Below are 26210 nucleotides of genomic sequence, written 5' to 3'. Positions count from 1 at the left end.
AGGGTAGCAGGGTCACGGTTATTTGGCCTGTTCAGAGTGATAACGGTTTTGTATTGGTGAAGAGTGACAACGATTTGGTAGTAGCTAAAAGCGACAACGGTTTTGTAGTGGTGAAGAGTAAGAACCGGTTCCTGCACGTGAATGCGTTGAAATCCCCCCTGCGGGGGCCATAAACAGCTCATTGTTCTGTCAGCCAGCGCCATCAGTGAGGTGCCTATGCCCAGCCCGCGGATAACCCATATTGCGCTGCATGTGGTCGATCTTGATGCCTGCGTGTCGTTCTACGCCGACTACTGTGGCATGTACACCATTCACGAGCGGCGCCATGGTGCCAAACAGATTGTCTGGATGGCCGAACCCGGGCGGGAAAGCGATTTTATCTTTGTACTGATGAACGGTGGGCAAGACTTGCAGCTGGCCGGTAATGATTACCGTCATTTTGGCTTTGCCCTCGGCTCCAGAGCCGAGGTGGACAAACTGGCCGCGCGCGCAGAGGCGGCCGGTTGTCTGGTCTGGGCACCCCGTCAGGAGGCATTCCCGGTGGGGTATTACTGTGGCCTGCGTGACCCTAACGGTAACTATGTAGAGTTCAGTTTCGGTCAGCCGCTGGGGCCGGGCGCGGAAGACTTCGAGCAGCTGCTGCGCCTGCAGGAACAGTAACGCAGCCGCTGCCTCATCAGCGCTGCTCAGCCCTCGCTGGCCGGAAAGTCGATCGGTAACGCAGCCGGGCGCTCAAAGCGGGTCTCGGTGGTAAAGAATGTCCGGCTTCTGGCGGAGTTGATCAGCTTATCCATCACCTCCAGCGCATGCAGTGCCATCGCCCCACTGGCGCGCTCCGGGCGCTGATCGCGAATGGCGTAGGCCATGTCGACCAGCCCGATACCACGGCTGTTCCGGGCATGGCTGACGGAGTTAAACGGATGGCGGCTTTCCACCTCAATCCAGTCACTGCCGGGCGTCTGGCGCGGCATGTTTTTCCAGCGATAGTTACTCTCGGTCCTGAGCAGCAAGGTGCCACCAAACAGGTTCGGACCGTCGCAAGGGTCCACATCCCGCAAGCACAGCGTGCCTTTGGTGCCGTAGATTTCCAACCGTGGCAGCTCCGAATCCCAGACATCAAAACTGGTCACGATAGTAGCAACTGCACCGTTGCTGAACGCCAGATTGCCCGAGATATGGGTATCTACCCCGACCTCGAAGGTTTCCCCCTGCTGCGGGCCGTAGTGCATGGTGCGTTGTGCAAAAGCGCGGTTGGACAGGGCACAGCCACTTTCGACCGTTCCGAGCAGAGACAAGAGTGCCGTCACATAATAGGGCCCGATATCCAGCAGCGGGCCGCAGTCCTGCTGATAAACAAAGGCAGGATTGGGATGAAACCACTCCATGCCATGGCTGACAGCAAAGGCACTGGCAGCGGTAACCTGACCAATAACGCCGTCATCAATCAGTTTGCGACAGGCCTGCAAGCGGCCACCGAGAAAGGTATCCGGCGCACACCCCACGCGCAGGCCTTTGTCTTTCGCCAGAGCCATGATCCGCTGACCATCGGCAAAGCTGGCGGCCAGTGGCTTCTCACTGTACACATGCTTGCCTGCGGCCAGTGCGGCCAGATTCAGTTCGGCATGTACCGCGGGATGAGTGAGGTTAAGGATGATGTCGATGTCGGGGTCTGCAATCAGCGCCATCGCATCGCGGTAGGCTCGCGGAATGCCATGCTGTGCCGCCTTGGCCTCGGCCTTGCCCAGATCACGTCCGGCACAGCCCAGCACCCTGACAATATCGAACAGTTTCAGGTTATCGAAATAGACATCGCTGATATCACCGATGCCGATAACGCCGACATTGAAGCTACTCATTCCCACCTCCTTTTCTTGTTAGTCCACGCATCCATCGGCAGCGCCGGGCGCTGCGAGAGTGTGGTGTCAGGACCTTGTTTTTATCTGGCGATGAGGAGGCAGACAACGAAAAAAGAGCGCAAAAATTCCAAAAGATGTCTTCACGAAATAAAAACAATCATCGACTCTGCCATCAGCCCGTATGACATGTGCGGGGAACAAGCCCTTCCAGCCTGGCTGTAAAAGGTAGTTTTAAAGGCAATTAAAGCAGCTTCTCGCCCATGATCTCCCTGACCCAGTCCATAAATACCCTCACCCGCCGTGGCAAATGGCGACGATTGGCATAAACGAAAGAGAGTGGCATCGGCGCCAGACGAAACTCAGGCAGCACCTCAATCAATGCGCCGGAGGCAAGGTAGGATTTCACCCCGGTCAGCGGGGTCTGGATAATACCAAGCCCGGCCAGACAGGCGCTGAGATAGGCTTCGGAGTTATTGACGGTTACCGCACCGGCCATCGGGACATAGCCCGTTTGCTGCGGCAGAGCAGGGTCATGGTATTCAAAGTCATCGGGGCGGCCACCCAGCTCGACCACGTAATGCACCAGCCGGTGCCCGGCCAGATCATCCAGAGTCTGAGGAATGCCGAAACGTGCGGCGTAACCGGCACTGATGCAATTGACGTTGTAATACTGGCCGACCGGCACGGCGATCAGATTGCTGTCGCCCAGATGCCCGGCGCGCAAAACGCAGTCAAAGCCCTCGCGTACCAGATCGACACGCCGGTCGGTGCTGCATACTTCGATATTCAGAGCCGGATGCTGCTGCAGAAACTCAGACAGTCTGGGTAACACCACGTCACGTGCCACCGCCAGTGGCATATCCACCCGCAGCCGCCCCTGCAGCTGTGATTGTTCATGCCGAAACAGCGTGCGCAGGTCATCCATATCCGCCAGCAGGTCCTTGCTGCGTTCATAGAACACCTGACCGTCCGGCGTCATGCTGACACGGCGGGTAGTCCGGTGCAGCAGGCGGGTATCGAGCATTTCTTCCAGCTGCTGGATCGCCGTGGAAACGCTGGACTTGGGTAGCCGCAGGCTGTCAGCGGCAGCAGTAAAACTGGCCAGCTCAGCTACCCTTATAAAGATTTGCATGGCATCCAGCTCTTTCATCAGCTCACCTACTGTTCGGACATGGCGAACAGTATAAACACGGATAGCTGATTTATCCGGTCAGATACGAAATATAGACTGCCTTTCAACAGATCAGGCTCCCGTCACACCAGCCTGCATTCAGGCACAGACAAAGAGCCCGTTCTGATCTGCATTGAGCTGCATTCCACTGCGTCAGCGCACCCGCAGCCTTTCACCGGCAGCTCTTCACCAGCAGCCCTTCACCAGCAAAAGATGGAGCACAGCATGAGCAACAAAATCGCAATCGTAACCGGCGGCAGCCGTGGTCTGGGCAGGAATACCGTCATGCATCTGGCCCGCAAAGGGGTGGATGTGATTTTCACCTATCGCAGCCAGCAGGCTGAGGCGGAAGAAGTCGTCGCGGCGGTCGCGGCAGCCGGTGCCAGAGCCATGGCCCTGCAGCTGGATGTGGCCGTTGCCAGCAGCTTCCCCGCGTTTGCCGCAACGGTAAAACAGACACTGGCACAGCACTGGCAGCGCGAGCATTTCGATTTTCTGGTCAACAATGCCGGTATCGGCATTCACGCCAGCTTTATGGAAACCACTGAAGAACAGTTCGATACCCTGATGAATATCCATCTCAAGGGCACCTTCTTCCTGACTCAGGCCCTGCTGCCACTGATGGCGGATGGCGGTCGTATCGTCAACCTGTCGACCGGTCTGGCCCGCTTTGCCCTGCCCGGATACGCCGCCTATGCAGCGATGAAAGGCGGCATCGAAGTGCTGACCCGCTACATGGCCAAGGAACTGGGAGCACGGGGGATTGCCGTCAACGTGGTGGCACCCGGTGCCATCGAGACCGACTTTGGCGGTGGTGTGGTACGCGACAACGAGCAGGTGAACAACTTTGTCGCCTCACAGACGGCCCTCGGCCGGGTTGGCCTGCCCGATGATATTGGCGGCGTGATTGCCTCACTGCTCTCCGACGACAACCGCTGGATCAATGCGCAGAGAATTGAAGCATCAGGCGGTATGTTCCTGTAACCCTTCCTCCGGATACAGCGGTCAGCAATGATCGCTGGCTGAGCCGGGCACTCCGTCAGCGGATTGTTCCGGCCTGGCCGACCAACGTTGTTTAATCGTTTGTTTAAATAAAAATCAAGTCGGGTACACTACTGGACCTTTCCCTTCCGCACTACCGCACCCGGATCAACACAGTGGAAACGTCCCTGCTGAAACACCAAGCTTTCATGCGCTTCTGGATTGGCCAGATCGCATCCTCCTTTGCCTTCCAGATGCTCGCCGTGGGCATCGGCTGGCAGATGTACGACCTCACCAACAGCGCCCTCAATCTGGGTCTGGTCGGTCTGGCCCAGTTTCTGCCACAACTGGCGCTGACACTGGTGGCTGGCCATATGGTTGATCAGTACAACCGCCGCATCATCGTGCTGATCTGTCGGCTGGTGATGGCCATCACGGTATCGGTGCTGGTGCTGGGCAATCTCACCCACTCCATCAGCGCCACCATGATCTATGCCTGTGCCGCCGCACTGGGAGCGACCCGTGCCTTTGAGATGCCCGCCACGCAGGCACTGCTGCCCAACCTGATAACGCCTGATCTGCTGTCACGTGCGGTGGCTCTTATGGCTTCTGCCCGCGAAGCCACTGTAATTGCAGGCCCGGCCCTGGGCGGCCTGATCTACCTGATTGGCCCGACCGCCCTGTATGGCAGCAGTGTGGTGTGCTTCCTGATTTCAGCGATCTTTCTGCTCAACCTGCAGTATGAGTACAAGGCGCCCGCCAAAGCGCCGGTCAGCATGGAATCACTGCTGGGCGGGATGGTCTTTATTCGCCGTAATCCGATGATCCTCGGCTCCATCTCTCTGGATATGTTTGCCGTCCTGCTTGGCGGTGCCACGGCCCTGCTGCCCATCGTTGCCAAAGATATTCTGCACACCGGCCCGTGGGGGCTCGGTCTGCTACGCTGTGCACCCGCGCTGGGAGCAGTGATGATGTCCGTGTATCTGGCCCGCCGCCCGCTGCGACGCAATGTAGGCAAGATCATGTTCGCCGCGGTGGCGATGTTCGGGCTGGCCACCATTGCTTTTGGTCTGTCTACCCACCTGTTGCTGTCACTGCTGGCACTCTGGGTGCTGGGGGCGTCGGACATGATCAGCGTGGTCATCCGCTCTACGCTGGTACAGCTGGAAACGCCAGACGAAATGCGCGGCCGCGTCAGTGCCGCCAACTCCATTTTTATCGGCACCTCCAACCAGCTGGGGGAATTTGAATCCGGTGTGACTGCCGCCTGGCTCGGCGTGGTGCCCGCCATTGTGGTAGGCGGGCTCGGCACCCTGGCCGTTGTCGCACTGTGGATGAAACTGTTCCCGTTACTGACCCATCGGCAAACGCTGAAGGCAGGCGAAATCACCCGTATTCCCGGGCAGCCTGCTGCGCAGCAGCCTCCTGTACAGCCATAACGACGCTGCCCGGCATCGCATGCCGGGCCCTGTCCGCTCTATGAGACTTCGAGAACATATCCCCTGTCCGGCGTGCTATGGATGAGGTGCACCTTGTGCGCTTCATCCACCTTTTCCCGCAACTGACGGATGGCCAGCTCCAGCCGTTCAGGTGCACTATCCGGGCTGGTGTCCTGCAATGCCAGCCCGATGGCCGCCAGCGACACCGGGCGGCCCTGATGCCTGATCAGCAACGCCAGCAGACGAAACTCCTGCTCGGTCAGACTGAGCGGGCAGCCTGCACGGCTGGCACAGTGACGATCCAGATCCACATCCAGATCAGCCAGACGGAAATGCTGATCAGTCGCCGGTGTCGGCAGACCCTTTTCAAGCGTCTGCAGGTGGCTCAGCAATACACTCAGGGAAATGGGACAACAGAGCTGGTCAGTACCCGGTACAGGCGCAGGCAGGGGCGGTCGCTGGGCTTCGTTGTAGAGGAACAGCACCGGCACCTGCAGACCAGCACTGCGGACGCCGAGAAAGATATCGCGGCTGGTCATCCCCCCCAGGTCCCCCGACTCCAGTACCACCACATCAAAGCGATCACGCTGCAGTTTCTGCATCAGCTCCACCCCTGAGCTGGCGCGGACGATACACATCCCCGCGGCCATCAGCCCCTGCAGGGTGTACATGTCAAAGCAGCTGTGGTTTTCACCAATCAGTAGTTTCATATCAGGTTCCTGCCGCTCCCGGACCGTGTTCACGATCTCGCGAGCCAAAGCCAGTCAAGGCAGAAAGAGCTGAGGAAGCGGCGTTTACGGTGGGTAAAGGTGCATTCCGACGGTCTCTTCAACGCCCGGTAGCCGACGCGCAGCAGATTGTGAAGACGCTCCTGTGGCCCGGAGGCCAACAATAACTGGCTGTTCAACAGTGGCGAACGACGTCACACAGCCACTGACTGCAGAACCGTAAAGGCGCACTTGACGCTGTTATATGCAGCGCACGTCAGAATGGGGCAAGTTCTAAGGGTAGTCGATATTCCTTGATCCCTTCCCACCCTCTGGTTTGCGGAAACATTTTGTTATGCCAAGATAGCCGCCTTCTCAATTCCCTCCGCGACTCTGCTACGGATCGTCGATATGGATATATTGCAAGCCCTGGTGCTTGGCCTTGTTGAAGGCATCACTGAATTTCTGCCTATTTCTTCCACCGGCCACCTGATTATTGCCAGCCAATGGCTGGGCATGGATCAGAATGCCGAAAACAAAGCCTTTGAGGTGATTATCCAGCTGGCGGCCATTCTGGCCGTGACCGCCAACTACGCGGACAAGTTCACCTTCAGACACGTTGAGCTATGGAAGAAGGTCATACTGGCGTTCATTCCGGTAGGTGCCGTGGGCTTCCTGTTCAGCAAGCAGATCAAGGCCCTGTTCTCACCCGAAATCGTTGCCATCATGTTTATCGTCGGTGGTATCGTTTTTCTTATCGTTGAACGCTTCTACAAGGAGGAACGTGCCACGGTGACCGATGTGGAAAACCTCAGCTACAAACAGGCCCTGTGGATAGGCATTGCGCAGGTGTTTGCGCTGATCCCCGGCACCAGCCGTGCCGGCTCAACCATTATCGGAGCCATGCTGGTGGGCCTCAGTCGCAAGGCCAGTGCCGAGTTTTCTTTCCTGCTGGCCTTGCCGGTGATGCTGGCGGCCAGCGGTTACGATCTGCTCAAGCACTACCATGAGTTTGCCGGTGAGTCCTTTATGCCGCTGCTTGTCGGTTTTATCGTGGCCTTTATCAGCGCCTATATCGTGATGAAGCTGTTTATCCGCTTTCTGGCGCACTTCACGTTCGTGGCCTTTGGTATCTACCGCATCCTGTTCGGCGCCCTCCTGCTGCTGGTGATGTAACACTCACCGCACAAACAACAACAGCCTCGCAATGAGGCTGTTGTTGTTTTAACGCCGGGAGAAATACGCTGCCGCTAGGAGCCTGTCGGACTTGACCGGCTGTCATGAGGCAAAGTCCGATTTGAGGCAGTTTGTCCACTCTCTTGAGGCGAATAGTGATTCTATTTAACGAAAGAGAGGGGGCAAAATGCCCAAAATCGGCTTTGTCGCAGTAAGACTAGTGTTAAGTCCGACAGGCTCCTAGGACACTTGAGCGAGTGCGGGGGCATAACTGCGGATCACATCCGCATCAGTCAGGAAGCATTGCTTGCTGCCAATCAGCGTGGTGAACCCCGCCCGCTCCAGTCGCTGCCAGACCTGCAGCTTTACCGATGCCAGCCGCAGCCGAATCTGTCGCTTGTCGAGATAATGGTACAGCTCCGTCAGCATCTCGATGCCGGTGGCATCAATGTCGTTGATCCCGCCACAGAGGATCACCACCTCCCGGGTTTCGGCATCAAGATGATCCAGTACAAAACTTTCCAGCGCCGGTGCCGTGGTGTAGATCAGCGCCGAGTCGATACGCACCATCAGCACCTGCCGCTGCAGCCGGGGCAGATCGCAGCGCTGCCTGTCTCTGAAAACCCGGTCTTCCGCATGCAGGCCCACTTCCATGATGCGTGGACGGCTGCGACGGTAAACCGAGATAAGCATGGCCAGCAGAAAGCCAGACAGCACGCCCCAGTGTAAATGAGGCACAGAGATCAGGGTGGTGACAAAGGTGACGCCTGCCGTCAGTGCATCCTCAGGGCTGCTCTTGCCCAGCTTCAGGAAAACACCAAAATCCAGCAGGTTCAGTACCGGCACAATGATGACCGCGGCCAGCACTGCTTTGGGGAGCAGGGCCAGTTGCCCGGTGAAAAACATCAGGCTGATGGCTACACAGAGCGCGGCATAGATCGACGACCAGCCGCTGGTCGCCCCCACGTACAGATTCAGCGCAGAACGGGAAAACGAGCCACTGATAGGAAAAGCGCCGAAAAAGCCACTGGCCACCTTGGCCAGCCCCTGGCCGATCAGCTCCTGATTCTCATCCCATCGCTCGCCCCGCTTGCGCGACAGGGTGCGGGCACTGGACATGGCTTCGGTAAAGCTCACCAGCGCTACAATCAGGGCTGCAGGCAGCAGCATGCGATGCTGATCAAAGGTCAGCACCTGCGGCATGACCAGCGATGGCAAGCCGCTGGGCAAGGCACCGACAACGGCGCCACCCTCGCCAACAAAGCCGGTCAGATAACTGATCAGAATGCCCAGCAGACAGACATAGAGCACCGCCGGTTGCTGCGGCATCCATTTCTTGAAACCCAGCAGAAAGACAAATGACCCTGCGCCGATGGCGAGCGTCGTTATGGTCGTCAGGTCCAGCATCAGCAGGCTGGATGCCCATTGCTGCACATGAGGCAGGCTCCATCCCCCTTCGATACCCAACAATGCCGGTAACTGGGACGAGATGATGATCAGCGCAGCAGCGTTGATAAACCCCTTCAGCGCCGGGAATGAGACAAAGTTGGCAATGGCCCCTAGCTTGAAGGCCCCCAGGGCAAACTGAATCAGACCGGAATAGATGGCCAGCCACATGGCTGCCGTCACCCACTCTGCCGAGCCCGGCGTGCCCATATTCTGCAATGAGCCAAAGGTCAGCAGCCCGGTCAGGGCGACCGGCCCCGCCGCCAGTAACGACGACGAGCCCCACAGCACACCGATGATGGAGGGGATCATGGCCGCATAGAGCCCAGTTTCCGGTGGCATTCCCGCCAGCGTGGCGTAGGCAACCGCCTGCGGCACCAACACCAGCCCGACACTGAAACCCGCTCTGGCATCGGCAAACATCGCCCTGGGCGTGGGTCTGGCCCAGCGCAAAAAGGGAAAGTAACGCGCTAACGACATGCTTTTAACCTATGCAGTGGCACGACTGACGGGGAACGGGCTATTACCGGAAGCCTCTGGCAATCACTACCAGATCTATATAGACATAAGGTTATAACCAAAGAGGCAGGGGCAGTATAAACAGCCAGAAGAGAAAATGGTTGAGAAATCCTGATAAGCCTTATCAATCCATAGCCTTTCCATCTTGACCGTGGACCGGCCACCTCACTACCCTTCTGATTCCCCTCAGGAATAGGTAATCCCCATGCTGCTGGAAGGCCTGGAAACACTGGAAGTGCTGGCGCGTGAGGGCACCATGAGCCGTGCTGCCAGCCGGTTGTTCATAACCCAGTCGGCGGTGAGCAAGCGTATTGCCAATCTTGAGCATCGTCTCGGCAAGAAGCTGATTGAGCCGGATGGCCGGCAGGTACGCCTGACTGCGGATGCCCGTGCCTTGCTGCTCACTGTGGCACCGACACTGGGAGAACTGAAAGGACTGCTGTTTGACCAGCTCAGCACCGTCGATACCACCGCACTGCAGATTGCCGCATCGGAGACGATCCTGACGGCCTATATCGGCCCCTTCCTGCAGGATTACGTGCGCCAGGATGCCCACCTCAGTTTTGCCAGCCACCACACCCCCATCATCGTTGAGCGAGTGCGCAGCGGCGATGCCGTGGTCGGTATCGGTGCAGGACAGATCAAGATTCCACCGGGTCTGAGCCATCGCACCCTGATGCAGGAGCCGCTGATTCTGGTGCATCACCAGCCACCGGATTATCGTCAGCGACTGGCCTGCCTGAGCATTGATCTGAGTATTCCCAGCAATCGCCATCTGGAACCGCTGTTACTAGAGGCAGGGCTGGACCCGGTGATGCAGATGAACTCGTTCTTTGCTGTGGCCCATATAGGCCGGCTGGGCCTGATGCCTGCGGTGATTCCACTGGGAGTGGCCGACATCATGCAAATCCCGGCCAGCCAGCGTTTTGCGTTGCCTATTGTGATTGAGCGCCCCATCAATCTGCTGTTTCGACCCAGTGTCTATGAGCGCCCGCGGGTACAACGTCTGATCGATTGTCTGCAGGCCCACTTTGCCCGCAGCCAACCGTCTCAGTTAAAAGAAGGGATATAACAACCAGAATTGACCGCTGAGCGTATAACTGAAGTGCGTATGGCTGCAGCAAGCACTCCCCGCTGCAGCCAGCCCCGTTTTCTACACCGGCAGTACTGCTTTCAGACCGGCACCGATCCAGGCAAACCATTCAGGATGCCCCTGCCACAACAGGCGGCCACACATCACCAGCGAGACAGTCACCAGTAGCGGACGAATCAGCTTCACCCCTTTGGCCACCACCATCCGCGACCCCAGACGCGCGCCCAGAATCTGCCCAATGGCCATGGTCAGACCTACCGTCCACAACACTTTGCCACCGATGATAAAGAACAGCAGCGAGGCCATGTTGGAGGTGAAATTCAGTAACTTGGTATGCGCCGTCGCTTTCGCCATCCCCAGCCCGGCCAGTGCCACAAAGGCCATGGCGAAGAAGGAACCGGTTCCGGGGCCAAAGAAACCATCGTAGAAACCCACCCCTGTTCCCACCAGCAGCGCAAAGGCGTTGTAGCTCAGGCGGCGATGGCTGTCGCTGTCACTGATACGGGGGGAAAACAGGAAATAGCAGGCAAAGCCCACCAGCAGATAAGGCAGAATCCGGCTCAGCTGGCTGGAATCAATCTGCTGCACCAGCAATGTGCCCAGTGCGCTGCCAACGAAGGTGCAGATGACGGCCCACTTCATCGACGCCAGATCAATCATGCCGCGTTTGAGGAAGTACAGCGTGGCCGCAAACGAGCCAAAACTGCTTTGCAGTTTGTTGGTCGCCAGCGCCATGGTCGGTGGCACCCCTGCCGCCAGCAATGCCGGAATGGTGATCAGCCCGCCGCCACCAGCCATGGAGTCAATAAAGCCAGCCACCAGGGCAACCAGCGCGAGTACGATCAGGGTGGTAATTTCCAGTTCCATTATTGCCGTCCAGGTTCAGAACGGCGGCAAGCTTAACAACTTGTCCGGGCGGACAAAAACGAAAAGAAGGCACAAGACTGATTCCCTGCAGGAATGGGTTGTGGCCAGCTTGTTCCATCCTGCTTGCTAAGGATGTGCTGGTGCCGAGGGAACTGAACAGTCAGCAGCGCAAACCCACAGGTTTAGCCAGGAACCTGTTCATAGCGCTCAGGCACGCACCAGAAGGCAATGTAGATCGTTGATTTTTAAGCGTAGGCTATACTGCCATCAGCAATAACAGATGGTAACAGCCAACATTTTAGGAATGTGTGGATCACTAGCAGGGAAGAAGAACATGGATAGGCAGGTATGCCAGCCAAATGGAAAGCTAAAAACTCCAGCACACCTGCAGCAACTACGGCAGGTTTCATCGTGGCTCGCACTGATTCTACTTTGTGGAATATCAACAGCACGTGCCGAACCATGGACATTGTGGCGTACAACAAACAACGTGACGGTGCAGTATCGTCAGGACAACCAGCATCGTTTTAACGTTCGCGCTGAAACCGAGCTCACCACCAGCCTGGCCGCTTTCGTAGCAATGCTGCAAGATACCGAGCATGCCAGCGACTGGATCAGTCAGGTAAAGTCCGTCACCCTGCTGCAACACGACTCAGATCAGGAAGATGTAGTCAAAACCCGCTTTAAAGGAACGCTGCTGGTGCATGAGCGCTGGGCCGTCACCCGCTCCATACTCAGCCAGGACAGCCATCAGGTGCTGACGCTGAGTATACATAACCGTTACGATCCACAGGCCAGTGAAACAGGGATACAGATACGCTATCTACAAGCACGTTGGACCTTGACCCCACTGGCAAATGGGAAAGTACAGATCCGTTATCAGGGTAGCATCGACCCCGATGGCATGATCCCCGGCTGGTTGGTACGCCAGCATGGCTTGCAGGTAGTGCTCGAAACCTTCATCCACCTGCGTCAGCAGATAAAACTGCCACGCTACCAGCACGCTCATCTGCCATTTATCACCGAGCCTTAGCAGGCTGTTGAAAAACGTTATCGAGGCAGCCGAGACAAGGAAAGAACAGGCGAAAAAGCGGAGTTTAGTGAACTAAATGAGCATTTTGAGCCTGTTTTTGACGCGGTATTCGGCAACGCAGATAGATTTTCAACGACCTGTTAGGACTCCCCGGCGAAGTAATCCAGACGAGGAGCCGGGGCACAGCGGTCAATGACTGTGCCCTATAGCTATCTAACCGTGCCAACGCTTGAAAATCAGCGAGGTATTGATGCCACCGAAGGCGAAGTTGTTGCTCATCACGTACTCAGTCTCTAACCGGCGCCCGGCTGCAACAATGTAATCAAGATCGGCACACTGCGGATCAACCGAGAGCAGATTGGCCGTGGCATGGAACCAGCCACTATTCATCATTTCAATGGCAACCCATGCTTCCAGTGCACCACAGGCACCGAGTGTATGGCCGGTAAAACTTTTAAACGCGCTGATTGCAGCCTGCTGACCAAAGACAGCATGGGTGGCATGGCTTTCTGCGACGTCACCACGGTCTGTGGCCGTACCATGTGCACTAACGTAGCCAATCTGGCCAGCCTCGACACCGGCATCGGCCAATGCCAGGCGTATTGCCGCCTCCATGGTGTCACTGGATGGCTGCGTAACATGCATACCGTCAGAGTTGGTGCCAAATCCCACCACTTCGGCGTAGATCCGGGCGCCACGCGCCTGGGCATGTTCCAGCTCCTCCAATATCAGAGTTCCTGCCCCTTCACCGATGACCAATCCATCACGTCCGGCATCAAACGGGCGTGGCGTCATGCTTGGCTCATCATTGCGCACGCTGGTGGCATAGAGGGTGTCAAAAACCGCTGCTTCCGTAGGCGACAGTTCCTCAGCCCCCCCTGCCACCATCACCTTCTGCAGGCCATATTTAATCGTCTCATAGGCATACCCAATCCCCTGGCTACCAGAGGTACAGGCACTGGAAGTGGTGATGACCCGACCACGCAGACCAAAATGCACGCCAATATTCACCGGTGCGGTATGCGCCATCATCTTGATATAAGAGTTGGCATTCAGGCCGCCGGTAGAATAGTTGAGCAGCATGTTACCGAACTCGGCAATCGCCTTGCAGGAGCCTGCCGATGAACCATAGGCCACTCCCACCTGCCCTGACTGCAAAACAGGATCATTAAGCAGATGGGCATCTTGCAGGGCGCGCTCTGTTGCCAATGTCGCCATCTGCGCAATACGTCCCATGCTGCGCAAGGCTTTACGGTTGTAGTGCGCTGGCATCACGAAGTCTCTGATCGGTGCAGCAAGGCGCGTATTCAACCCCTCATAGGCCGCCCAGTCGGACATGTGCTCAATGCCCGTTTGCAGATCATTCAGCCGCTGGCGGATGCTGCTCCAGTCATGGCCAATAGGAGAAAGACCGGCCATGCCCGTGATAACAACACGCTTCATCAGCACAGCCCCCCATTAACAGCTAATACTTGCCGGGTGATATATCCCGCCTGAGCAGAGCAAAGAAAGGAGACCGCGGCGGCGACTTCTTCAGGCCTTCCCATTCGCTGCATAGGCACTGCCTTGAGGATTTCCTCCACGGGCAGTTCGGCAGTCATACCGGTATCGACCAGGCCCGGAGCGACACAATTAACCGTGATCTTGCGCTTACCCAACTCCACCGCCAGAGCCTTGCAGGCACCGATGATACCTGCCTTTGAGGCGCTGTAATTGACCTGACCACGATTGCCGATGATGCCGGATACCGAGGATAACGCCACGATACGCCCTGGTTGGCGACGACGAATCATCGGCATGATGACCGGATGCAGCACATTGTAAAGACCATCCAGATTGGTACGCAGTACCTGATCCCAGTCATCATCGGTCAGGGCCGGAAAGGCATTGTCACGGGTCAGCCCGGCATTACATACCACTCCGTAGTAAGCACCATGCAGCTCAATATCCTGTTCCAGCTGCGTGCGGCAGGCCGCGCGGTCTGCCACGTCAAACTGCAGAGTACGTACCCGTCGGCCCTGCGCCCGTATCTTTTCCGCCATCTCTGCGAGCTCTGCCATACTGGAACGGCAATGCAGTACAAGATCAAAACCATCGTTTGCCAATTGCTCTGCAATAGCAGCGCCGATACCGCGGCTAGCACCGGTCACCAGTATCGTGTTACTCATTCGTTTACTTCTCCAGACACCTCTCCCGCTACGTAGCCTGCCACGTCATCGGGTTGGTATACATTAAGTGCTGCTGATGCCACCTGGGCATCATCAATTCTGATCTCACATTCAAATACCATCAGACCATTATCTGCCCGATAGCTCTGTTCAGCCCTAATGGTCAGAGTCTCTCCCAGCAAAAACCAGGGCTTGGAGCAAAGATAGCGACGGGTACCCACCAGAAAGCCTATCTCAGGCGCTCTTCCTTGCTGACGCTCCAACAGTCCGGCGTGTGCGCCGATCGTCTGTGCCATGTATTCGATACCAATCCACCCAGGCACACCTTCTGCCTGCAAAAATAAGGTGGAAGGATTGATATGTACCCGCGTTTCCAACCAGCCATCGCCATAGTCAGCCAGCTCCGATAACAGGCTCATGGTTGCTGACTGGGGGACGACTTCTGTGACACTAAAGGTCGGCTTCATTGACTCTCCCCAGAATCAAAGCGATGTTGTTACCACCAAAGGCGAAAGATGAGCTCAACACAAAGTCCACTACACCACGATCCCCCTGCTCGACCAGCCTGATCGCTGCCATCTCCGGATCGCTTACGCCATCCCACAAATGCACCGGCAGCGCTACTGTTTGCCCAGCCCTGCCTTGCTGGAGCAACTGCCAGCACAAGGCGGCCTCAATGGCACCCGCTGCCCCTAACGCATGGCCGGTTAAGGGTTTGGTCGAACTGCAAGGCACGTGTGCGCCAAATACTCGATTTACGGCTTTGGCCTCCATGCTGTCATTCAGCGGCGTCGCCGTACCATGCAGATTGATGTAGCCGATCTGCGCTGCCTGCAGCCCGGCATCAGCCAAAGCAGCCCGCATCACCCGTTCAGCGCCAGCGCCACTGGGATCCGGGGCAGAAATATGATGGGCATCCGATCCCTCACCTACCCCCAGCAACGCCACTCTGGCAGGCTCACGACTGAGCAGAAACAGCCCCGCACCTTCACCGATATTGATGCCTGCACGCCGCTGGCTGAATGGGTTGCAGCGCTGTTCACTTACTGACTCCAGTGCACTAAAGCCAGCGATGGTCAGCTGCGACAAGCTGTCCACACCTCCAGCTATCACCGCATCACAGACTCCGGCACGCAGTAACCTTCTGGCCGATGCCAGGGCTTTGGCACCCGATGAACAGGCAGTGGAAATCACGTAGGCCGGCCCCTCCAGCTGCAGGTGCTGAGCAATAAAAGCAGCCGGTGCCCCCAGCTCCTGACGTCGATAGTCAAAGTGAGCAGGCAACGCAGAATCGTCCCGCCAATCCTGTAATGCCACCTCGTTGTCTGCCACACCCGATGTGCTGGTACCTATCACAACACCAATACGTGTCTGACCAAAGCGCGCGATTGCCGTAGCTACCTGAGACGACATCTGCTGCAGGGCAGCCAAAGCCAGCTGGTTGTTGCGGCTATGCCAGTGTGCCTGTTCAGCCTCAACGCAAGGCAACTCACCTTTGACCCGCCCCACAGGTAACAGCCCTTTCCGACCAGGCAGGTCTTCCCAGGTCAGACACTCCTTTCCCGCACACGCATTCTGTAGCGCTGTTGCCGACGAGTCGCCTGCAGCCGATACCATGCCTACGGCCTGTATATAACAATGTACTTCGCTCACACTACGACCCTAGATTCTCAACGTGCAGTGAATAACCTTTCTGATAGTTATCGATATCAATCTGCTCATGCTCATAGCGCACCCTCAAGACCGGCTGCTCATACCAGAACAGTTGACGCTGGGTTTCGCTCAGTTGCAGACGCCAGCCTGCATTGGCTTCCGGGTACGCTTGCAAAGCGGTGGCTGGCCATAGCGCAAACTGCAGCAGCGCCAGCATGTCCTGCACAGGAAGTTGGGGATGTGCTGGCGTGGTTTGCAGTTGTTCAGCATAGCGATAGTTCAGCACGGTCTGCCCGGTTGGCAGCAGAATAACCCCTTGCAGCCCCTGCCGATCAAAACGAAGAACACTGATGAAGTGAACAGCCCGGGTCTTTTGCAGTGTCACCTTTTGTTTGAGCACCCCTGTTTCATGAGGGGCACCCGCCATGGACAACAGCTGTAACGGCGGTGGCGCCGAAGGACGCACGGCGCACCCTCCAAGCCACAGCATGACTGTCAGCACCCACCATTTGCTCATGGATGCTCCCGACACAATTCTGCCAGCGTACTCAAGCGCCCCGGCTCCTTCACGTAAGGGTTGCTCTCATCCCAGGCATAACCGGCCAGCACAGCGCTGATCATCCGACGAATTTCAGGATTTTTATTGCGTGAAAAAATGACATGCTGCAAACGCCCGTCATACCAGGCAGTCACAAACTCACGGAAGGTGTCGACCCCCTGCTTTAGCGGGTCGGCGTAGACCGCTTGCCAGTCCACGTCTTCACCGCGTAGCTGACGATCCAACGCCTCAGCCGCCAGGGTGGCAGATTTCATGGCAATGGTGACGCCCGAGGAGAATACCGGATCGAGGAATTCACCGGCATTACCCAACAAGGCAAAGCCCTCACCAAATAAGCGGCTGACATTAGCGGCATAGCCAGTATGGGAGCGGCAGGGTGTATCGAAACGGGCATGACGCAGCAAGGTGGCCAGTGAACCAGCCTCACCAATCAATTGCCTGAGCAGCTGCTCATCATCGCAGTGGTAACCCTTGAAGAACTCAACCTCTCCCACCACCCCCACGGAGCATCGGCCATTGCTGAATGGTATCAGCCAGAACCACACGTCCGCGTGCTGCGGATGCACAGTAATCAGAATCTTGTGACGGTCATAGGCCGGATCATCAATACCATCTTCGATATGGGTCATTACCGACTTGCGTGCCGGAAAATCCGAAGGCACCTCCAATCCCAGCAATCGTGGCAACACCCGCCCAAAGCCACTGGCATCCAGCACAAAACGCGCAGCAATCGTATCGACATTGCCATCTTTATCGGTGACCTGTACCTGAGAGATGCCCTGGTCACGGCTAATAGACTCAACCCGCTGACCAAAGCGGATCAGCACCCCCTGACGCTGTGCCTCTTGAGCCAGCACCTGATCGAAAGGTGCCCGCGGTACTTGAAAAGTGGTACCAGGCCCATCACTGAACTTGTCGGTGAAATCAAACGCTTCATATTCCCCCGTCTTAGCGAAGGCGGCGCCGTTCTTAAACTGATAGCCCTGACGACTGACAGCGGCCAGCATGTCTGCCTGTGCAAGAAATGCCATGCACTGAGGCAGCAGACTTTCACCAATGGAGAAGCGCGGAAAGTGATTCTGCTCCACCACCTGCACCCGATGGCCAAGGCGATGCAGTAGCGTCGACACCAGCACCCCGGCCGGTCCTGCGCCAATCACCAACGCATCAACGATTCCGTTCGTAGTTTTCATTCAGTGACAAACTCCTGTTTTCAACCGATATATCGCGCGCCGTACTGCGCGTAACGATGGACATCATCCATATCCCCCCCAGTCCGAGCAGAACCGTCAAACCAAAGTCATGCAACAAGGGAGTAGTACTTAACACGAGCAAACCAAAAGCCAGCAACGAGGTCAGCATCGACAGACTCACTGCCAGCCAGACATGAGCCTCGCTCTCGCCCTCCTGCAAAAAGATGCCCATATCCAGACCCAGACCCAGCACCAGCAGCAAAGCCAAAAGGTGGAAAAGGTTCAGCCCATTAGCCATATGACTCAACACCCCCGCCACCAGCAGTGCCGCGACCAAAGGAGGCCCCACCACCAACCAGCTCTGACGGCCATAGCGCCAGACCAGTAACAGCAACACCAGCAGATAGGCCCCCGCCACCCAGAAACTGATCTGCTGACGATAGTGGTTCAGCACCGCGGAGATGTCCCTGACATGATCCACATACTGTGTATCTGGCACGGTCGAGGCCAGTGAGCTCAATGCATCAGCATCCACCTCTTCGGCTGCCGCCAGACGAATGACACCAGCGACCTGCCCGCTCTCGCCTTGCAGCCACAAGCCGGGAGCCCAGGCTTGCAAGGGCGAACGCAGCCAGGCATCGACCGTCAAATAGGCCTCGCCATCACCCAGAAGGGCAGCATTGGCCTGGTTAGCCAGCTCGGGACGAGATAACTGCTGAAAGAAGAGCATGGCCTGCTCTGCATAGAGTCGCCGTACCAGCTGCAGATTCGCAGCCTGAGCACGTTGTGAGGGCACCCAGTGACTAAGGCTGGCAAACGTCAGGCGTGGATAACGCTGCTGCAACGTTTGCAGTCCGACAAGCAGTTGCTCTTCACGCTGCAGCAAGGTTTCATTGTCTGGAGCCATCACCAGCAGAAAACGTGTGCTGCTGCTCTGCCCCAGTAATTTTCCCACCTTGATGTCCTGATCCAGCAAACGCTGCGGCGAAGTCTGCAATAACCGCAGGTCGTCTTTGGCCTGACCTGATGCCAGCAGTGCAACGGCAACAACAGCCAGCAGACCAAGCAGGGTGGACGCTTTACCAGCTGGCAATGCGGGAATACGCTGCACCATTCGCTTTACTGTCGCAGCGACTGGGCTGGCTGATACCGGCAAAGTCGCCAGCAAACAGGGGTACCACAGCACAACTGACAACCAGGCCCCCGTCAGGCCTGCCACGGCAAAACAAGCCATCTGCCGCAGCCCGGGAAATGGCGCCAGCGCCTGTGCTGCGTAAGCCAGCACGCTCGAGCCCCCCCCTAGCAGCAGCCCTGGCAGGATCCGCCGCAATACGCTTCGCTCGTCAGGCTGGCCATGAGCCGCCAGATAGTGCAAGGCATAGTCCACCGACACCCCAACCAGCCCCGCCCCAAACGCCAGCGTTATCAGATGCAGGCGACCAAAGAACAAAGCGGTCACGGCAACAGCAAAAATACATCCCACCACCACCGGCAACAATACAATTAGCGGCATATACCAGCGACGAAAGGCGATCAGCACCAACAGAATGATACCCAGCGTCGAGACCAGCCCGATGGTTGATATTTCCCCTCGCGCCTGCGCCGCACCGGCTGCGGCATGCATTAACATGCCGGAGAGATACAGCTGTCCACCTTGCTCACGTACATGCTGCTGCAGCTGCAGCAACTTAGGCACCAAGGTTTGCTGCAATGGCATGGCAAAACCATCGCCAGACAGAGTAGCCAGCAGCAGATAGGTCGGTTTGTCCGCCATAACCAACCGCAACAGGCCATGATCAGCGGCAATCTGCTCATTCCGATAGCTGTCGAGTAACGCAGGCAACAAAGCAAAGGGGTCCTTGATCAGATCGACAGCCGTGCCACTGATGGGGCTTAGCAGCCGACGCAGCGCCTGCTGCTCAACGTCATGAAACTGCCCCTGCTGCAATGGCTGCTGAAGAGCCGGTGCCAGTACCTGATAACGCCATGGTTGATAAAACTGGCTGAGCTGCTGCAGCCGCTGTGCGGTAATCTGCCATTGCAGCTCAGCAATACCGGGATCATGCTGAAGTTGCTGCGCTAATTGGGTGGCCAAGTGTCGGCCCTGCTCTGCACTGTCGGCCTGGACAAGCAGTAGCAGACGCCTGGAAAATTCCTGCCCCAGTTGATCAATGGCCTGCTGTTGCAGAGGCTGTCTGCTCTCCTTCGGCAACAAGGCCAGGATGCTCGAGTCCAGCTGCGGCTCACGCAGCCAGGCCAGGATGACAACAACCACCAGCACCACCGCCCAGAGCAGTGCCCCCAATACAGGCTTGTTGTTTATGGACTGCGCTGAAGTCATGGTGTCAGATCTGTAAACTCGATCCGAACCTGATCACCACTGACTTCATACAGCTCCAGATGATGCAGATACGCATCCCCCTGCAGCTCTATACGCTGTACTGCCAGTCGGATGTCATCATCAAGGGGAATCAACGTCGCCTTCCACTCCTTCCCCTGCTCTGAGCCCGTCAAACTGAAATGCTGCTGCAGCACCTGCCAGTCGGCACTCATCACCGCAAAGAACAGGGTGCCCACCAGGGCCAGAGTGGGATTACTATCCGTATTCCCCGCCATAGCAGCGGCCGTATTGCTGCCACTCAACCCCTGCGGTGTCATCACCAGCAAATCAGCGACCGGAGCCAGCGTTTGCCAGCGAATTTCTTTATCGCGGCGATAGCTGAACTGCCCATTGGAGTCGATGGTGGTGTCCAGCGCCTGTAAGTACTTGTGCTGCTGAAACTGGCCGGACAACGTCGCCGGAGTCTGTGTCAATCGGCTCAGATCAGTAAAGGTCAATGCCTGGGCCAGGAGGGGTGAAAGTGACAACAGCAGCAACCAAAAATAACGCAGGCCGGTCATAGCGTGACCCCCAGTTGCTGCAGCAATACGGCTGGCGAGGCAAATAGCATTTCACCACTGGCTATCTCCACCGCAACCTGCACCGTATGGGCACGGGTCAACCGCTCATTGGTCACCGCGTCGCGAATGGTATAGGCCACCTTGAGACGGTTCTCCCACTCCACTACCTGTGCCTCTACCCGAATGCGCTGCTGAAAACGCAGAGGGCGGGCATAGCGCAGGTTTAGCTCAATGACCGGCCATGCATATCCCGAGGCCTTCATTTGCGGGTAGTTGTAATCGATGCTGTCGAGCAGTTTGCAGCGCGCCAGTTCCAGATAGCGCACATAATGCCCATGCCAGGCCACTTCCATCATATCGACATCATGAAAAGGAATTTCCAGCTCGACTTCGGCCTTATGCATGGTTGTTCTCCCCCGCCAGCACGGCTGGCGCTGAGGAGACATACAAGGACCATTCGCGACGCTGAATCGCCCCCACCAGAGCACTCAACTCGCCATCAAGACGACGATCTTCATTAATAAAGGCGGCGTATTGGCGCACATCTTCGTGGCTGGCAGCCAGCGCCTGAGGTAATGCCTCGGCACTCAGATCGCCCTGCCGACGCCGCAGCTCCAAACCCTGGGTTGCCGCCAGCAAAACCGCCGCTGCTACCTGCTCAGTCAGTTGCAGAACCCTGATACAGTCGCGTGCGGCAATGGTACCCATGCTGACTTTGTCCTGATTGTGGCACTCAGTTGAGCGCGAGAAGACACTGGCGGGCATAGTCAGTTTCAGGGCTTCGGCTGTCCAGGCCGAGACGGCGATCTGCACGGCCTTGAGGCCGTGATTAATGGCGGCGCGCGGGCCACTGGCACCAGACAGATTGGACGGCAGGCCATTGTTGTAGCGGATGTCCATCAATTGCGCCATTTGCCGGTCTAGCAGATCAGCGATATTGGCAATGGCGTTCTTCAGTGAATCCATAGCAAAGGCCACATGGCCACCGTAGAAATGCCCGCCATGCAGCACATGCTCACCCTCAGCATCAATGATCGGATTGTCATTGGCGCTGTTGAGTTCATTCTCGATAAAGCCTCGCAACGAATACAACGCATCCTGCAGCACACCGATGACATGCGGTGCACAGCGTAACGAGTAGCGATCCTGCAAGCGTTGCGAATTGCGTGGTGGCGTCGTGCAGTGCAGGTCCTCACGCAGCCAGCGTGCTATCTGTTGCTGACCTGGGTGAGGTTTGACAGCAAACAGACGCTCATCGAAATGATGGGCATTGCCTTTCAGCACCAGAGTATTAAGAGCGGTAATACGGGTCGCCAGTCGCGCCAGATAGTCGGCCCGATGCCAGGCCAGGCAGGCCAGACCTGTCATCACTGCTGTGCCATTCATCAGTGCCAGGCCTTCCTTGGGTTTTAGTCGTAACGGCGTAATGTCCAGCTCGGCAAACACCTCGGCGGTAGGACGCACGGTGCCACGGTAACGGACTTCCCGCTCGCCACACAGCACCGCAGCCAGATAGGATAACGGCGTCAGATCACCACTGGCCCCCACCGACCCTTCAGCCGGAATCTGCGGCAGAATGTCATGCTCCAGCAATCGCTCCAGCTGCTCCAATAATGCCCAGGTCACGCCGGAATGACCTTGTGCCAGGGAGGCAAGACGGGCGGCCACTACCGCTCGACTTTCCTCGTCGTTGAGCATGCGGCCGCTTCCACAGCCATGAAAGGTATATAGATGAGTAGGCAGTTCAGCCACCAACTCAGCCGGAATACTGGTAGTGCAGGAGTCGCCGTAGCCGGTGGTAACGCCATAAATTTCGCCATCTTCAGCCAACAGTCGCTGCAAGAACGCCGGCCCTTTTTCTATCCGGAGCTGATACGCAGTCGTTCTGCTGAGCACAGCCTTACCACGTAACTCGGCCACCGCCACGATCTGCTCGATACTCAGGGGGGTTCCATCAAATACTACGACTTCATCCATTGTTACGATCTACCACTGTGTCAGACTGTTCGACCTGGTCATTGCCACACCAGAAAGGGAAGAAATTGAACCACTGCATGGGCGCTATGCGGCAATAGTGCTCAAGGCGCTGCGCATACTGCTGCAACACCGCATCCAGGGCTTGTTGCCGGCTTTTGCGCGGTAAGTGGATACCATCGAGAAAATGTTCCAGATAGATACGATAGCCGCTGCCCTGCTTTATGCAGAACATCAGCATCACTGGACAGCGCAGCAGGGCAGCCAGAATAAAGGGCCCCTGAGGGAATAATGCCCTGGCACCGAGGAACGAGACGCCAGAAACGCGCAGCTCACCCGATACCGGAATCCTGTCTCCGGCGATGACCACGTATTCGCCCGCGTCCACCCTCTCAGCCAGCAACATCGCAGTCGCTGGCGTCATCTCTGTCACCTGCAATAAATTGATCGGTGATTCAGGTGCCAGCCTGGACAGCAACGCATTAAACTTCGCCGCATGCCGGGTATGTACCAGAATGGTCAGCCGAATGCCGGGCAGGCGATACGCCAGGGCTCTGCACACTTCAATATTGCCCAGGTGGGACACCACAATGACGCCCCCCCGGCCTGACTGGTCGAGCTGTGCGATGGATGCCTGCTCGTCGAACTGCACATCGTCACGGCGAATCCGTCCCATCCACGCCAGGAACTTGTCCAGGATAGCATCGCCAAAGGCCATAAAATGGCGTAGACCAGCCCAGTACCGAGGAACTGCCTGCGGCTCCAGGACCCGTATTCTGGCCAGAAACTGTTGCGATGCCGCCCGTGCCACAGGCGTACGCCAGTAGTAGTACACCATCACAGGATAAAGAATCAGATAGAACGCACTACGTCCAAACAAGCGGTAGACGAGCAACAGAAGACGCATGCCCAATACGGTGCCGGACTCGCTCAGCTGTGCCCAGTGAGCGGCTTTGGCACTTTCTGACTTAGCCACCGGGCGCTCCTTTGCCCGAGCGCAGCCGCCGCTGTAACAGACGTGGCAGACGCCACAACATGCCGAAGAATAAGCTGGCATGCATCCGGGAAATCAGCAGGTTGTCATGCAGGACACGAAAATGAGACACCCCATCGAGTGGGTAGTGTACCCGGACCGGTATATTGATCAGCCTGCCTCCCTGCCAGCACCAGTGCACCAGCAGCTCAGGATCAAACTCCATACGATCCCCTGTTTTGACATTGGCCAGCATTTGATTGACCTGAGGTACCGGATAAACGCGAAACCCACACATGGAATCTCTGATCTGCAGAGACAAGGTATTGATCCACACCCACACGTGGGTCAGATAGCGCGCCAGATAGCGACCTTTAGGCACACTGTCGTCATACTCCGGATAGCCACTGACCAGCGCGCCGGGATGATCAACAGCAGCAGCCAGTAACTGCGGTAGTCGCTCAATGTCATGTTGACCGTCAGCATCGACCTGCACGGCATGAGTGAAACCAAGTCGCTCCAACTCAAGCAGACCACTCTTGACCGCGGCACCTTTACCTCCGTTGTGAGTACGCCGCAGCAACATCACCTGCTCGGCATGAGCGTGTTGCAAGGACTCCAGCACTCGCTGGCAACCCTGATGACTACCGTCATCCACCAGCAAGATCGGATAACCAAAGGCCATCACCGCCTGCAGTGTCAGACCGATAGCCTCTTCGTGGTTGTAGACAGGAATAAGAATGGCAGTACGCATACTACTCAACGACATAGCGAAACCTACCCGAAGAAAACGGTACAGTTGCCGTACGATATTGGAAGGTTAAATAGCCCTTGTCAGGCTCCAGCTGCAGCAACAACTCCAGGGCCATGGACGGCCGCAGCAGTTGCTGGAATTTGACGCGCTCAAGACCGACAAAGGCTCCCAGCGTACCGAACTGTTCAGCAAAGCACTCTTTGGCAAAATACTGAGCCCAGTGCACCTGCACCACCCCCGGCAGAATCGGTGCCTGGTCAAAGTGCCCGTCGAAATAGAGCAGTTCATCGGGGATCTGCAACTGCAAACACGCCTCATTGCCCGTAACATCACACTGGATTGTCAGCGGCAACGCAGGTCGAGCAGTGGCGGTATGGGCAAAAAGTGCCTGCAGTGCCTGCTGAGTCAGCTTGCCCTGGCTGTTCCACGGCAGCACTTCCACGATGCGCCAACGACGTGGTAAGACCACCGCCTCAAACTGCCTCGCCAAGGCCGCTTTCAGACCCCGTAACAGTTCATGTTGTCCCAGTGCCTGACGTTGCTGCTGACCCCAGCGGCTCAACTGCAGCACTACGGCGACCTCGTCGCGGCGTCCAGAAAGCACCAGTGCATGCGCTTTCTCAACCTCGCCAAGGGAGTTCAACGCCTGTTCCATTGCGGTAAGTGACAAGCGTTTACCTTCTATCTTGGCGATGCGATCTGTACGGCCCAACAACAGGAAGCCACTGCCCTCTCCTTGCCATTCAATACGATCTGGCTGGGTGTACCAGCCTGTATCTGGCAAATGCGGCGAACGCAACTCCAGCAACTGATTCTGATCACTGCGCAACGTTACGCCGGCCAACGGTGTCCAGCAGGCTTCCTGTTCAGGACGCTGTATACGCCATGCGATACCGCCGGTTTCCGAACTGCCATAGATTTCAACAATAGGCATGCCGAAGAAGGTCTGGTTACGCAGACTGGTTTGCCGTGATAGCGGTGCTGCCGAGGAAAATACTCGCTGCCAGCGCCTCCCCAGCATCTGCCATTCTGGCGTTTGCGGTAACCGTTCAAGGTGTGATGGGCTACTGATCAGCGTTGACTGGCCATAGCATTGACTCGTGATGTACAGGTCTTCCAGGTAATGGCAGAGGCGGCGTTCGAAGGGAACCCCTTCGGCAAGAGGCCTGAGAATACGAAACAACAAGCCGTAGATGTGCTGATGGCTGACGGTGGATAACACGACTTCGTCAGGCTGATAAGGCCAGTGCTGAGCATGAGCCTGAAGCTCAGCCGTTAGCTGCCGCAGCTTCTTGCCTATCGCCTTGGGCGCTCCAGTCGAGCCAGACGTATAAACTTCAACTACCAGCGCGTCGGCCGCGGGCAAGCTCAGACTCGGCACGCCTTGCCCATTCGCACTATCAGTTACCGCCCCCTCCCAGTCTCCTAGCACAGCGGAGACCCGCTCCAGCAGCGCAGCACGGGTTTCTGGCAAATTATCCCCCGGCAGACAAGCGGTTTTACCACTCAACCATAGCGCCAGAAGCTGTGCAGAAAACTCAAAGGCATCCGGGTTGTACAGGCCCCACAATGAACCACTGTCGTGCTGCTGGATACAAGCGCACCAGTAACGGACTCGTGTCAGCAACTGCTCCCGTCGCAATACCTGTCCGCGATCCACGGCAACAATCCGGTCCTGCTCACCATGAATTACACCAGCCAGCCAGTCATCGGCGATTTTTAAAGTCGTGGCAAAGTTATCAGTCAT

The 26210-nt window shown here is 57.0% G+C and carries 24 protein-coding genes; 6 read left to right on the top strand and 18 right to left on the bottom strand.

The features are described 5' to 3' along the window. Positions 1-216 precede the first annotated feature (216 nt). A complete protein-coding gene (locus tag WH50_RS12270) occupies positions 217-660 on the top strand; it encodes a VOC family protein (RefSeq protein WP_104156540.1) in 444 nt (147 codons plus the stop codon). A 26-nt stretch (positions 661-686) separates the two neighbouring features. Here WH50_RS12270 and WH50_RS12265 read toward each other — a convergent pair whose 3' ends face one another. Then, complete coding sequence (locus WH50_RS12265) at positions 687-1856, bottom strand: Gfo/Idh/MocA family protein (protein WP_110187567.1); 1170 nt, start codon at positions 1854-1856, stop codon at positions 687-689. Between the two features lie 241 nt (positions 1857-2097). Beyond that, a complete protein-coding gene (locus WH50_RS12260; RefSeq protein ID WP_207780283.1) occupies positions 2098-3006 on the bottom strand; it encodes a LysR family transcriptional regulator in 909 nt (302 codons plus the stop codon). A 246-nt stretch (positions 3007-3252) separates the two neighbouring features. On the opposite strand from WH50_RS12260, the gene WH50_RS12255 reads away from it, so the two are divergent. Together WH50_RS12255 and WH50_RS12250 are read left to right on the top strand one after the other, a co-directional pair. Continuing rightward, on the top strand, positions 3253-4011 hold the full coding sequence (locus WH50_RS12255; RefSeq protein WP_110187608.1) for an SDR family NAD(P)-dependent oxidoreductase: 759 nt from the start codon (positions 3253-3255) through the stop codon (positions 4009-4011). 173 nt (positions 4012-4184) lie between these two features. Beyond that, the gene (locus WH50_RS12250) at positions 4185-5447 is read left to right on the top strand and encodes an MFS transporter (protein WP_110187565.1); all 1263 of its coding nucleotides are present in this window, start codon (positions 4185-4187) and stop codon (positions 5445-5447) included. A 38-nt stretch (positions 5448-5485) separates the two neighbouring features. Here WH50_RS12250 and WH50_RS12245 read toward each other — a convergent pair whose 3' ends face one another. Then, the gene (locus WH50_RS12245) at positions 5486-6157 is read right to left on the bottom strand and encodes a winged helix-turn-helix domain-containing protein (protein ID WP_110187564.1); all 672 of its coding nucleotides are present in this window, start codon (positions 6155-6157) and stop codon (positions 5486-5488) included. A 408-nt stretch (positions 6158-6565) separates the two neighbouring features. Here WH50_RS12245 and WH50_RS12240 point away from each other — a divergent pair, with 408 nt between their 5' ends. Beyond that, positions 6566-7330: an undecaprenyl-diphosphate phosphatase gene (locus WH50_RS12240; RefSeq protein ID WP_110187563.1), complete on the top strand. Its 765-nt coding sequence runs from the start codon at positions 6566-6568 to the stop codon at positions 7328-7330. Positions 7331-7570: 240 nt separating this feature from the next. Here the strand turns inward: WH50_RS12240 and WH50_RS12235 are convergent, their stop codons facing one another. After that, complete coding sequence (locus tag WH50_RS12235; protein WP_110187562.1) at positions 7571-9256, bottom strand: SulP family inorganic anion transporter; 1686 nt, start codon at positions 9254-9256, stop codon at positions 7571-7573. Between the two features lie 244 nt (positions 9257-9500). Between WH50_RS12235 and WH50_RS12230 the strand changes: the two genes are divergently transcribed. Continuing rightward, positions 9501-10367, top strand: a complete 867-nt coding sequence (locus WH50_RS12230; protein WP_110187561.1) for a LysR family transcriptional regulator — start codon at positions 9501-9503, stop codon at positions 10365-10367. 81 nt (positions 10368-10448) lie between these two features. On the opposite strand, the gene WH50_RS12225 is transcribed toward WH50_RS12230, so the two are convergent. After that, a complete protein-coding gene (locus WH50_RS12225) occupies positions 10449-11255 on the bottom strand; it encodes a TSUP family transporter (RefSeq protein ID WP_110187560.1) in 807 nt (268 codons plus the stop codon). Between the two features lie 280 nt (positions 11256-11535). Here WH50_RS12225 and WH50_RS12220 point away from each other — a divergent pair, with 280 nt between their 5' ends. Then, on the top strand, positions 11536-12288 hold the full coding sequence (locus WH50_RS12220) for an START domain-containing protein (protein ID WP_110187559.1): 753 nt from the start codon (positions 11536-11538) through the stop codon (positions 12286-12288). Between the two features lie 213 nt (positions 12289-12501). Here WH50_RS12220 and WH50_RS12215 read toward each other — a convergent pair whose 3' ends face one another. Genes WH50_RS12215 through WH50_RS12155 form a run of 13 tightly spaced genes read right to left on the bottom strand, consistent with a single transcriptional unit; the run spans position 12502 to position 26210 of the window. Then, positions 12502-13731, bottom strand: coding sequence for a beta-ketoacyl-ACP synthase (locus tag WH50_RS12215; RefSeq protein WP_110187558.1), 1230 nt, complete (start codon positions 13729-13731; stop codon positions 12502-12504). Further along, positions 13731-14456: a 3-oxoacyl-ACP reductase FabG gene (gene fabG, locus WH50_RS12210; RefSeq protein WP_110187557.1), complete on the bottom strand. Its 726-nt coding sequence runs from the start codon at positions 14454-14456 to the stop codon at positions 13731-13733. The genes WH50_RS12215 and fabG overlap by 1 nt, the downstream gene beginning before the upstream one ends. Continuing rightward, positions 14453-14923 carry a hotdog family protein gene (locus WH50_RS12205; protein ID WP_133251319.1) on the bottom strand — a complete coding sequence of 157 codons (471 nt, stop codon included), beginning with the start codon at positions 14921-14923 and terminating at the stop codon, positions 14453-14455. The genes fabG and WH50_RS12205 overlap by 4 nt, the downstream gene beginning before the upstream one ends. Then, positions 14907-16109, bottom strand: coding sequence for a beta-ketoacyl-[acyl-carrier-protein] synthase family protein (locus WH50_RS12200; RefSeq protein ID WP_110187555.1), 1203 nt, complete (start codon positions 16107-16109; stop codon positions 14907-14909). The genes WH50_RS12205 and WH50_RS12200 overlap by 17 nt, the downstream gene beginning before the upstream one ends. A 1-nt stretch (position 16110) precedes the next feature. Next, positions 16111-16626, bottom strand: coding sequence for a DUF3261 domain-containing protein (locus tag WH50_RS12195; RefSeq protein WP_110187554.1), 516 nt, complete (start codon positions 16624-16626; stop codon positions 16111-16113). Further along, on the bottom strand, positions 16623-17861 hold the full coding sequence (locus WH50_RS12190; protein ID WP_110187553.1) for an NAD(P)/FAD-dependent oxidoreductase: 1239 nt from the start codon (positions 17859-17861) through the stop codon (positions 16623-16625). The genes WH50_RS12195 and WH50_RS12190 overlap by 4 nt, the downstream gene beginning before the upstream one ends. Continuing rightward, positions 17836-20202, bottom strand: a complete 2367-nt coding sequence (locus WH50_RS12185; RefSeq protein ID WP_110187552.1) for an MMPL family transporter — start codon at positions 20200-20202, stop codon at positions 17836-17838. The genes WH50_RS12190 and WH50_RS12185 overlap by 26 nt, the downstream gene beginning before the upstream one ends. After that, entirely contained in the window at positions 20199-20762 is a 564-nt protein-coding gene (locus tag WH50_RS12180) for an outer membrane lipoprotein carrier protein LolA (protein ID WP_110187551.1), read from the bottom strand. Before WH50_RS12180 ends, WH50_RS12185 begins: the two co-directional genes overlap by 4 nt. Beyond that, the gene (locus WH50_RS12175) at positions 20759-21166 is read right to left on the bottom strand and encodes an acyl-CoA thioesterase (RefSeq protein ID WP_110187550.1); all 408 of its coding nucleotides are present in this window, start codon (positions 21164-21166) and stop codon (positions 20759-20761) included. The genes WH50_RS12180 and WH50_RS12175 overlap by 4 nt, the downstream gene beginning before the upstream one ends. Next, positions 21159-22739 carry an HAL/PAL/TAL family ammonia-lyase gene (locus WH50_RS12170; protein ID WP_110187549.1) on the bottom strand — a complete coding sequence of 527 codons (1581 nt, stop codon included), beginning with the start codon at positions 22737-22739 and terminating at the stop codon, positions 21159-21161. The genes WH50_RS12175 and WH50_RS12170 overlap by 8 nt, the downstream gene beginning before the upstream one ends. Continuing rightward, on the bottom strand, positions 22732-23712 hold the full coding sequence (locus WH50_RS12165; RefSeq protein ID WP_110187548.1) for an LpxL/LpxP family acyltransferase: 981 nt from the start codon (positions 23710-23712) through the stop codon (positions 22732-22734). Before WH50_RS12165 ends, WH50_RS12170 begins: the two co-directional genes overlap by 8 nt. Continuing rightward, positions 23705-24478 (bottom strand): glycosyltransferase family 2 protein, encoded by a 774-nt coding sequence (locus WH50_RS12160; RefSeq protein ID WP_110187547.1) that lies wholly within the window; start codon positions 24476-24478, stop codon positions 23705-23707. The genes WH50_RS12165 and WH50_RS12160 overlap by 8 nt, the downstream gene beginning before the upstream one ends. Beyond that, entirely contained in the window at positions 24465-26210 is a 1746-nt protein-coding gene (locus tag WH50_RS12155; protein ID WP_110187546.1) for an ApeI family dehydratase, read from the bottom strand. Before WH50_RS12155 ends, WH50_RS12160 begins: the two co-directional genes overlap by 14 nt.

Source organism: Pokkaliibacter plantistimulans, from assembly GCF_003194385.1.
Lineage (GTDB): Bacteria > Pseudomonadota > Gammaproteobacteria > Pseudomonadales > Balneatricaceae > Pokkaliibacter > Pokkaliibacter plantistimulans.
The sequence above is the reverse complement of the archived record's forward strand: the minus strand, read 5'-3'. Positions and strand labels throughout refer to the sequence as shown.

Excerpts from the sequence above, each read along its gene's own strand:
- WH50_RS12270 (WP_104156540.1), top strand. The coding sequence starts at position 217 with ATGCCCAGCCCGCGGATAACCCATATTGCGCTGCATGTGGTCGATCTT.
- WH50_RS12265 (WP_110187567.1), bottom strand. The coding sequence starts at position 1,856 with ATGAGTAGCTTCAATGTCGGCGTTATCGGCATCGGTGATATCAGCGAT.
- WH50_RS12260 (WP_207780283.1), bottom strand. The coding sequence starts at position 3,006 with ATGAAAGAGCTGGATGCCATGCAAATCTTTATAAGGGTAGCTGAGCTG.
- WH50_RS12255 (WP_110187608.1), top strand. The coding sequence starts at position 3,253 with ATGAGCAACAAAATCGCAATCGTAACCGGCGGCAGCCGTGGTCTGGGC.
- WH50_RS12245 (WP_110187564.1), bottom strand. The coding sequence starts at position 6,157 with ATGAAACTACTGATTGGTGAAAACCACAGCTGCTTTGACATGTACACC.
- WH50_RS12240 (WP_110187563.1), top strand. The coding sequence starts at position 6,566 with ATGGATATATTGCAAGCCCTGGTGCTTGGCCTTGTTGAAGGCATCACT.
- WH50_RS12235 (WP_110187562.1), bottom strand. The coding sequence starts at position 9,256 with ATGTCGTTAGCGCGTTACTTTCCCTTTTTGCGCTGGGCCAGACCCACG.
- WH50_RS12230 (WP_110187561.1), top strand. The coding sequence starts at position 9,501 with ATGCTGCTGGAAGGCCTGGAAACACTGGAAGTGCTGGCGCGTGAGGGC.
- WH50_RS12225 (WP_110187560.1), bottom strand. The coding sequence starts at position 11,255 with ATGGAACTGGAAATTACCACCCTGATCGTACTCGCGCTGGTTGCCCTG.
- WH50_RS12220 (WP_110187559.1), top strand. The coding sequence starts at position 11,536 with ATGGTAACAGCCAACATTTTAGGAATGTGTGGATCACTAGCAGGGAAG.
- WH50_RS12215 (WP_110187558.1), bottom strand. The coding sequence starts at position 13,731 with ATGAAGCGTGTTGTTATCACGGGCATGGCCGGTCTTTCTCCTATTGGC.
- fabG (WP_110187557.1), bottom strand. The coding sequence starts at position 14,456 with ATGAGTAACACGATACTGGTGACCGGTGCTAGCCGCGGTATCGGCGCT.
- WH50_RS12205 (WP_133251319.1), bottom strand. The coding sequence starts at position 14,923 with ATGAAGCCGACCTTTAGTGTCACAGAAGTCGTCCCCCAGTCAGCAACC.
- WH50_RS12195 (WP_110187554.1), bottom strand. The coding sequence starts at position 16,626 with ATGAGCAAATGGTGGGTGCTGACAGTCATGCTGTGGCTTGGAGGGTGC.
- WH50_RS12190 (WP_110187553.1), bottom strand. The coding sequence starts at position 17,861 with ATGAAAACTACGAACGGAATCGTTGATGCGTTGGTGATTGGCGCAGGA.
- WH50_RS12185 (WP_110187552.1), bottom strand. The coding sequence starts at position 20,202 with ATGACTTCAGCGCAGTCCATAAACAACAAGCCTGTATTGGGGGCACTG.
- WH50_RS12180 (WP_110187551.1), bottom strand. The coding sequence starts at position 20,762 with ATGACCGGCCTGCGTTATTTTTGGTTGCTGCTGTTGTCACTTTCACCC.
- WH50_RS12175 (WP_110187550.1), bottom strand. The coding sequence starts at position 21,166 with ATGCATAAGGCCGAAGTCGAGCTGGAAATTCCTTTTCATGATGTCGAT.
- WH50_RS12170 (WP_110187549.1), bottom strand. The coding sequence starts at position 22,739 with ATGGATGAAGTCGTAGTATTTGATGGAACCCCCCTGAGTATCGAGCAG.
- WH50_RS12160 (WP_110187547.1), bottom strand. The coding sequence starts at position 24,478 with ATGTCGTTGAGTAGTATGCGTACTGCCATTCTTATTCCTGTCTACAAC.
- WH50_RS12155 (WP_110187546.1), bottom strand. The coding sequence starts at position 26,210 with ATGACTGATAACTTTGCCACGACTTTAAAAATCGCCGATGACTGGCTG.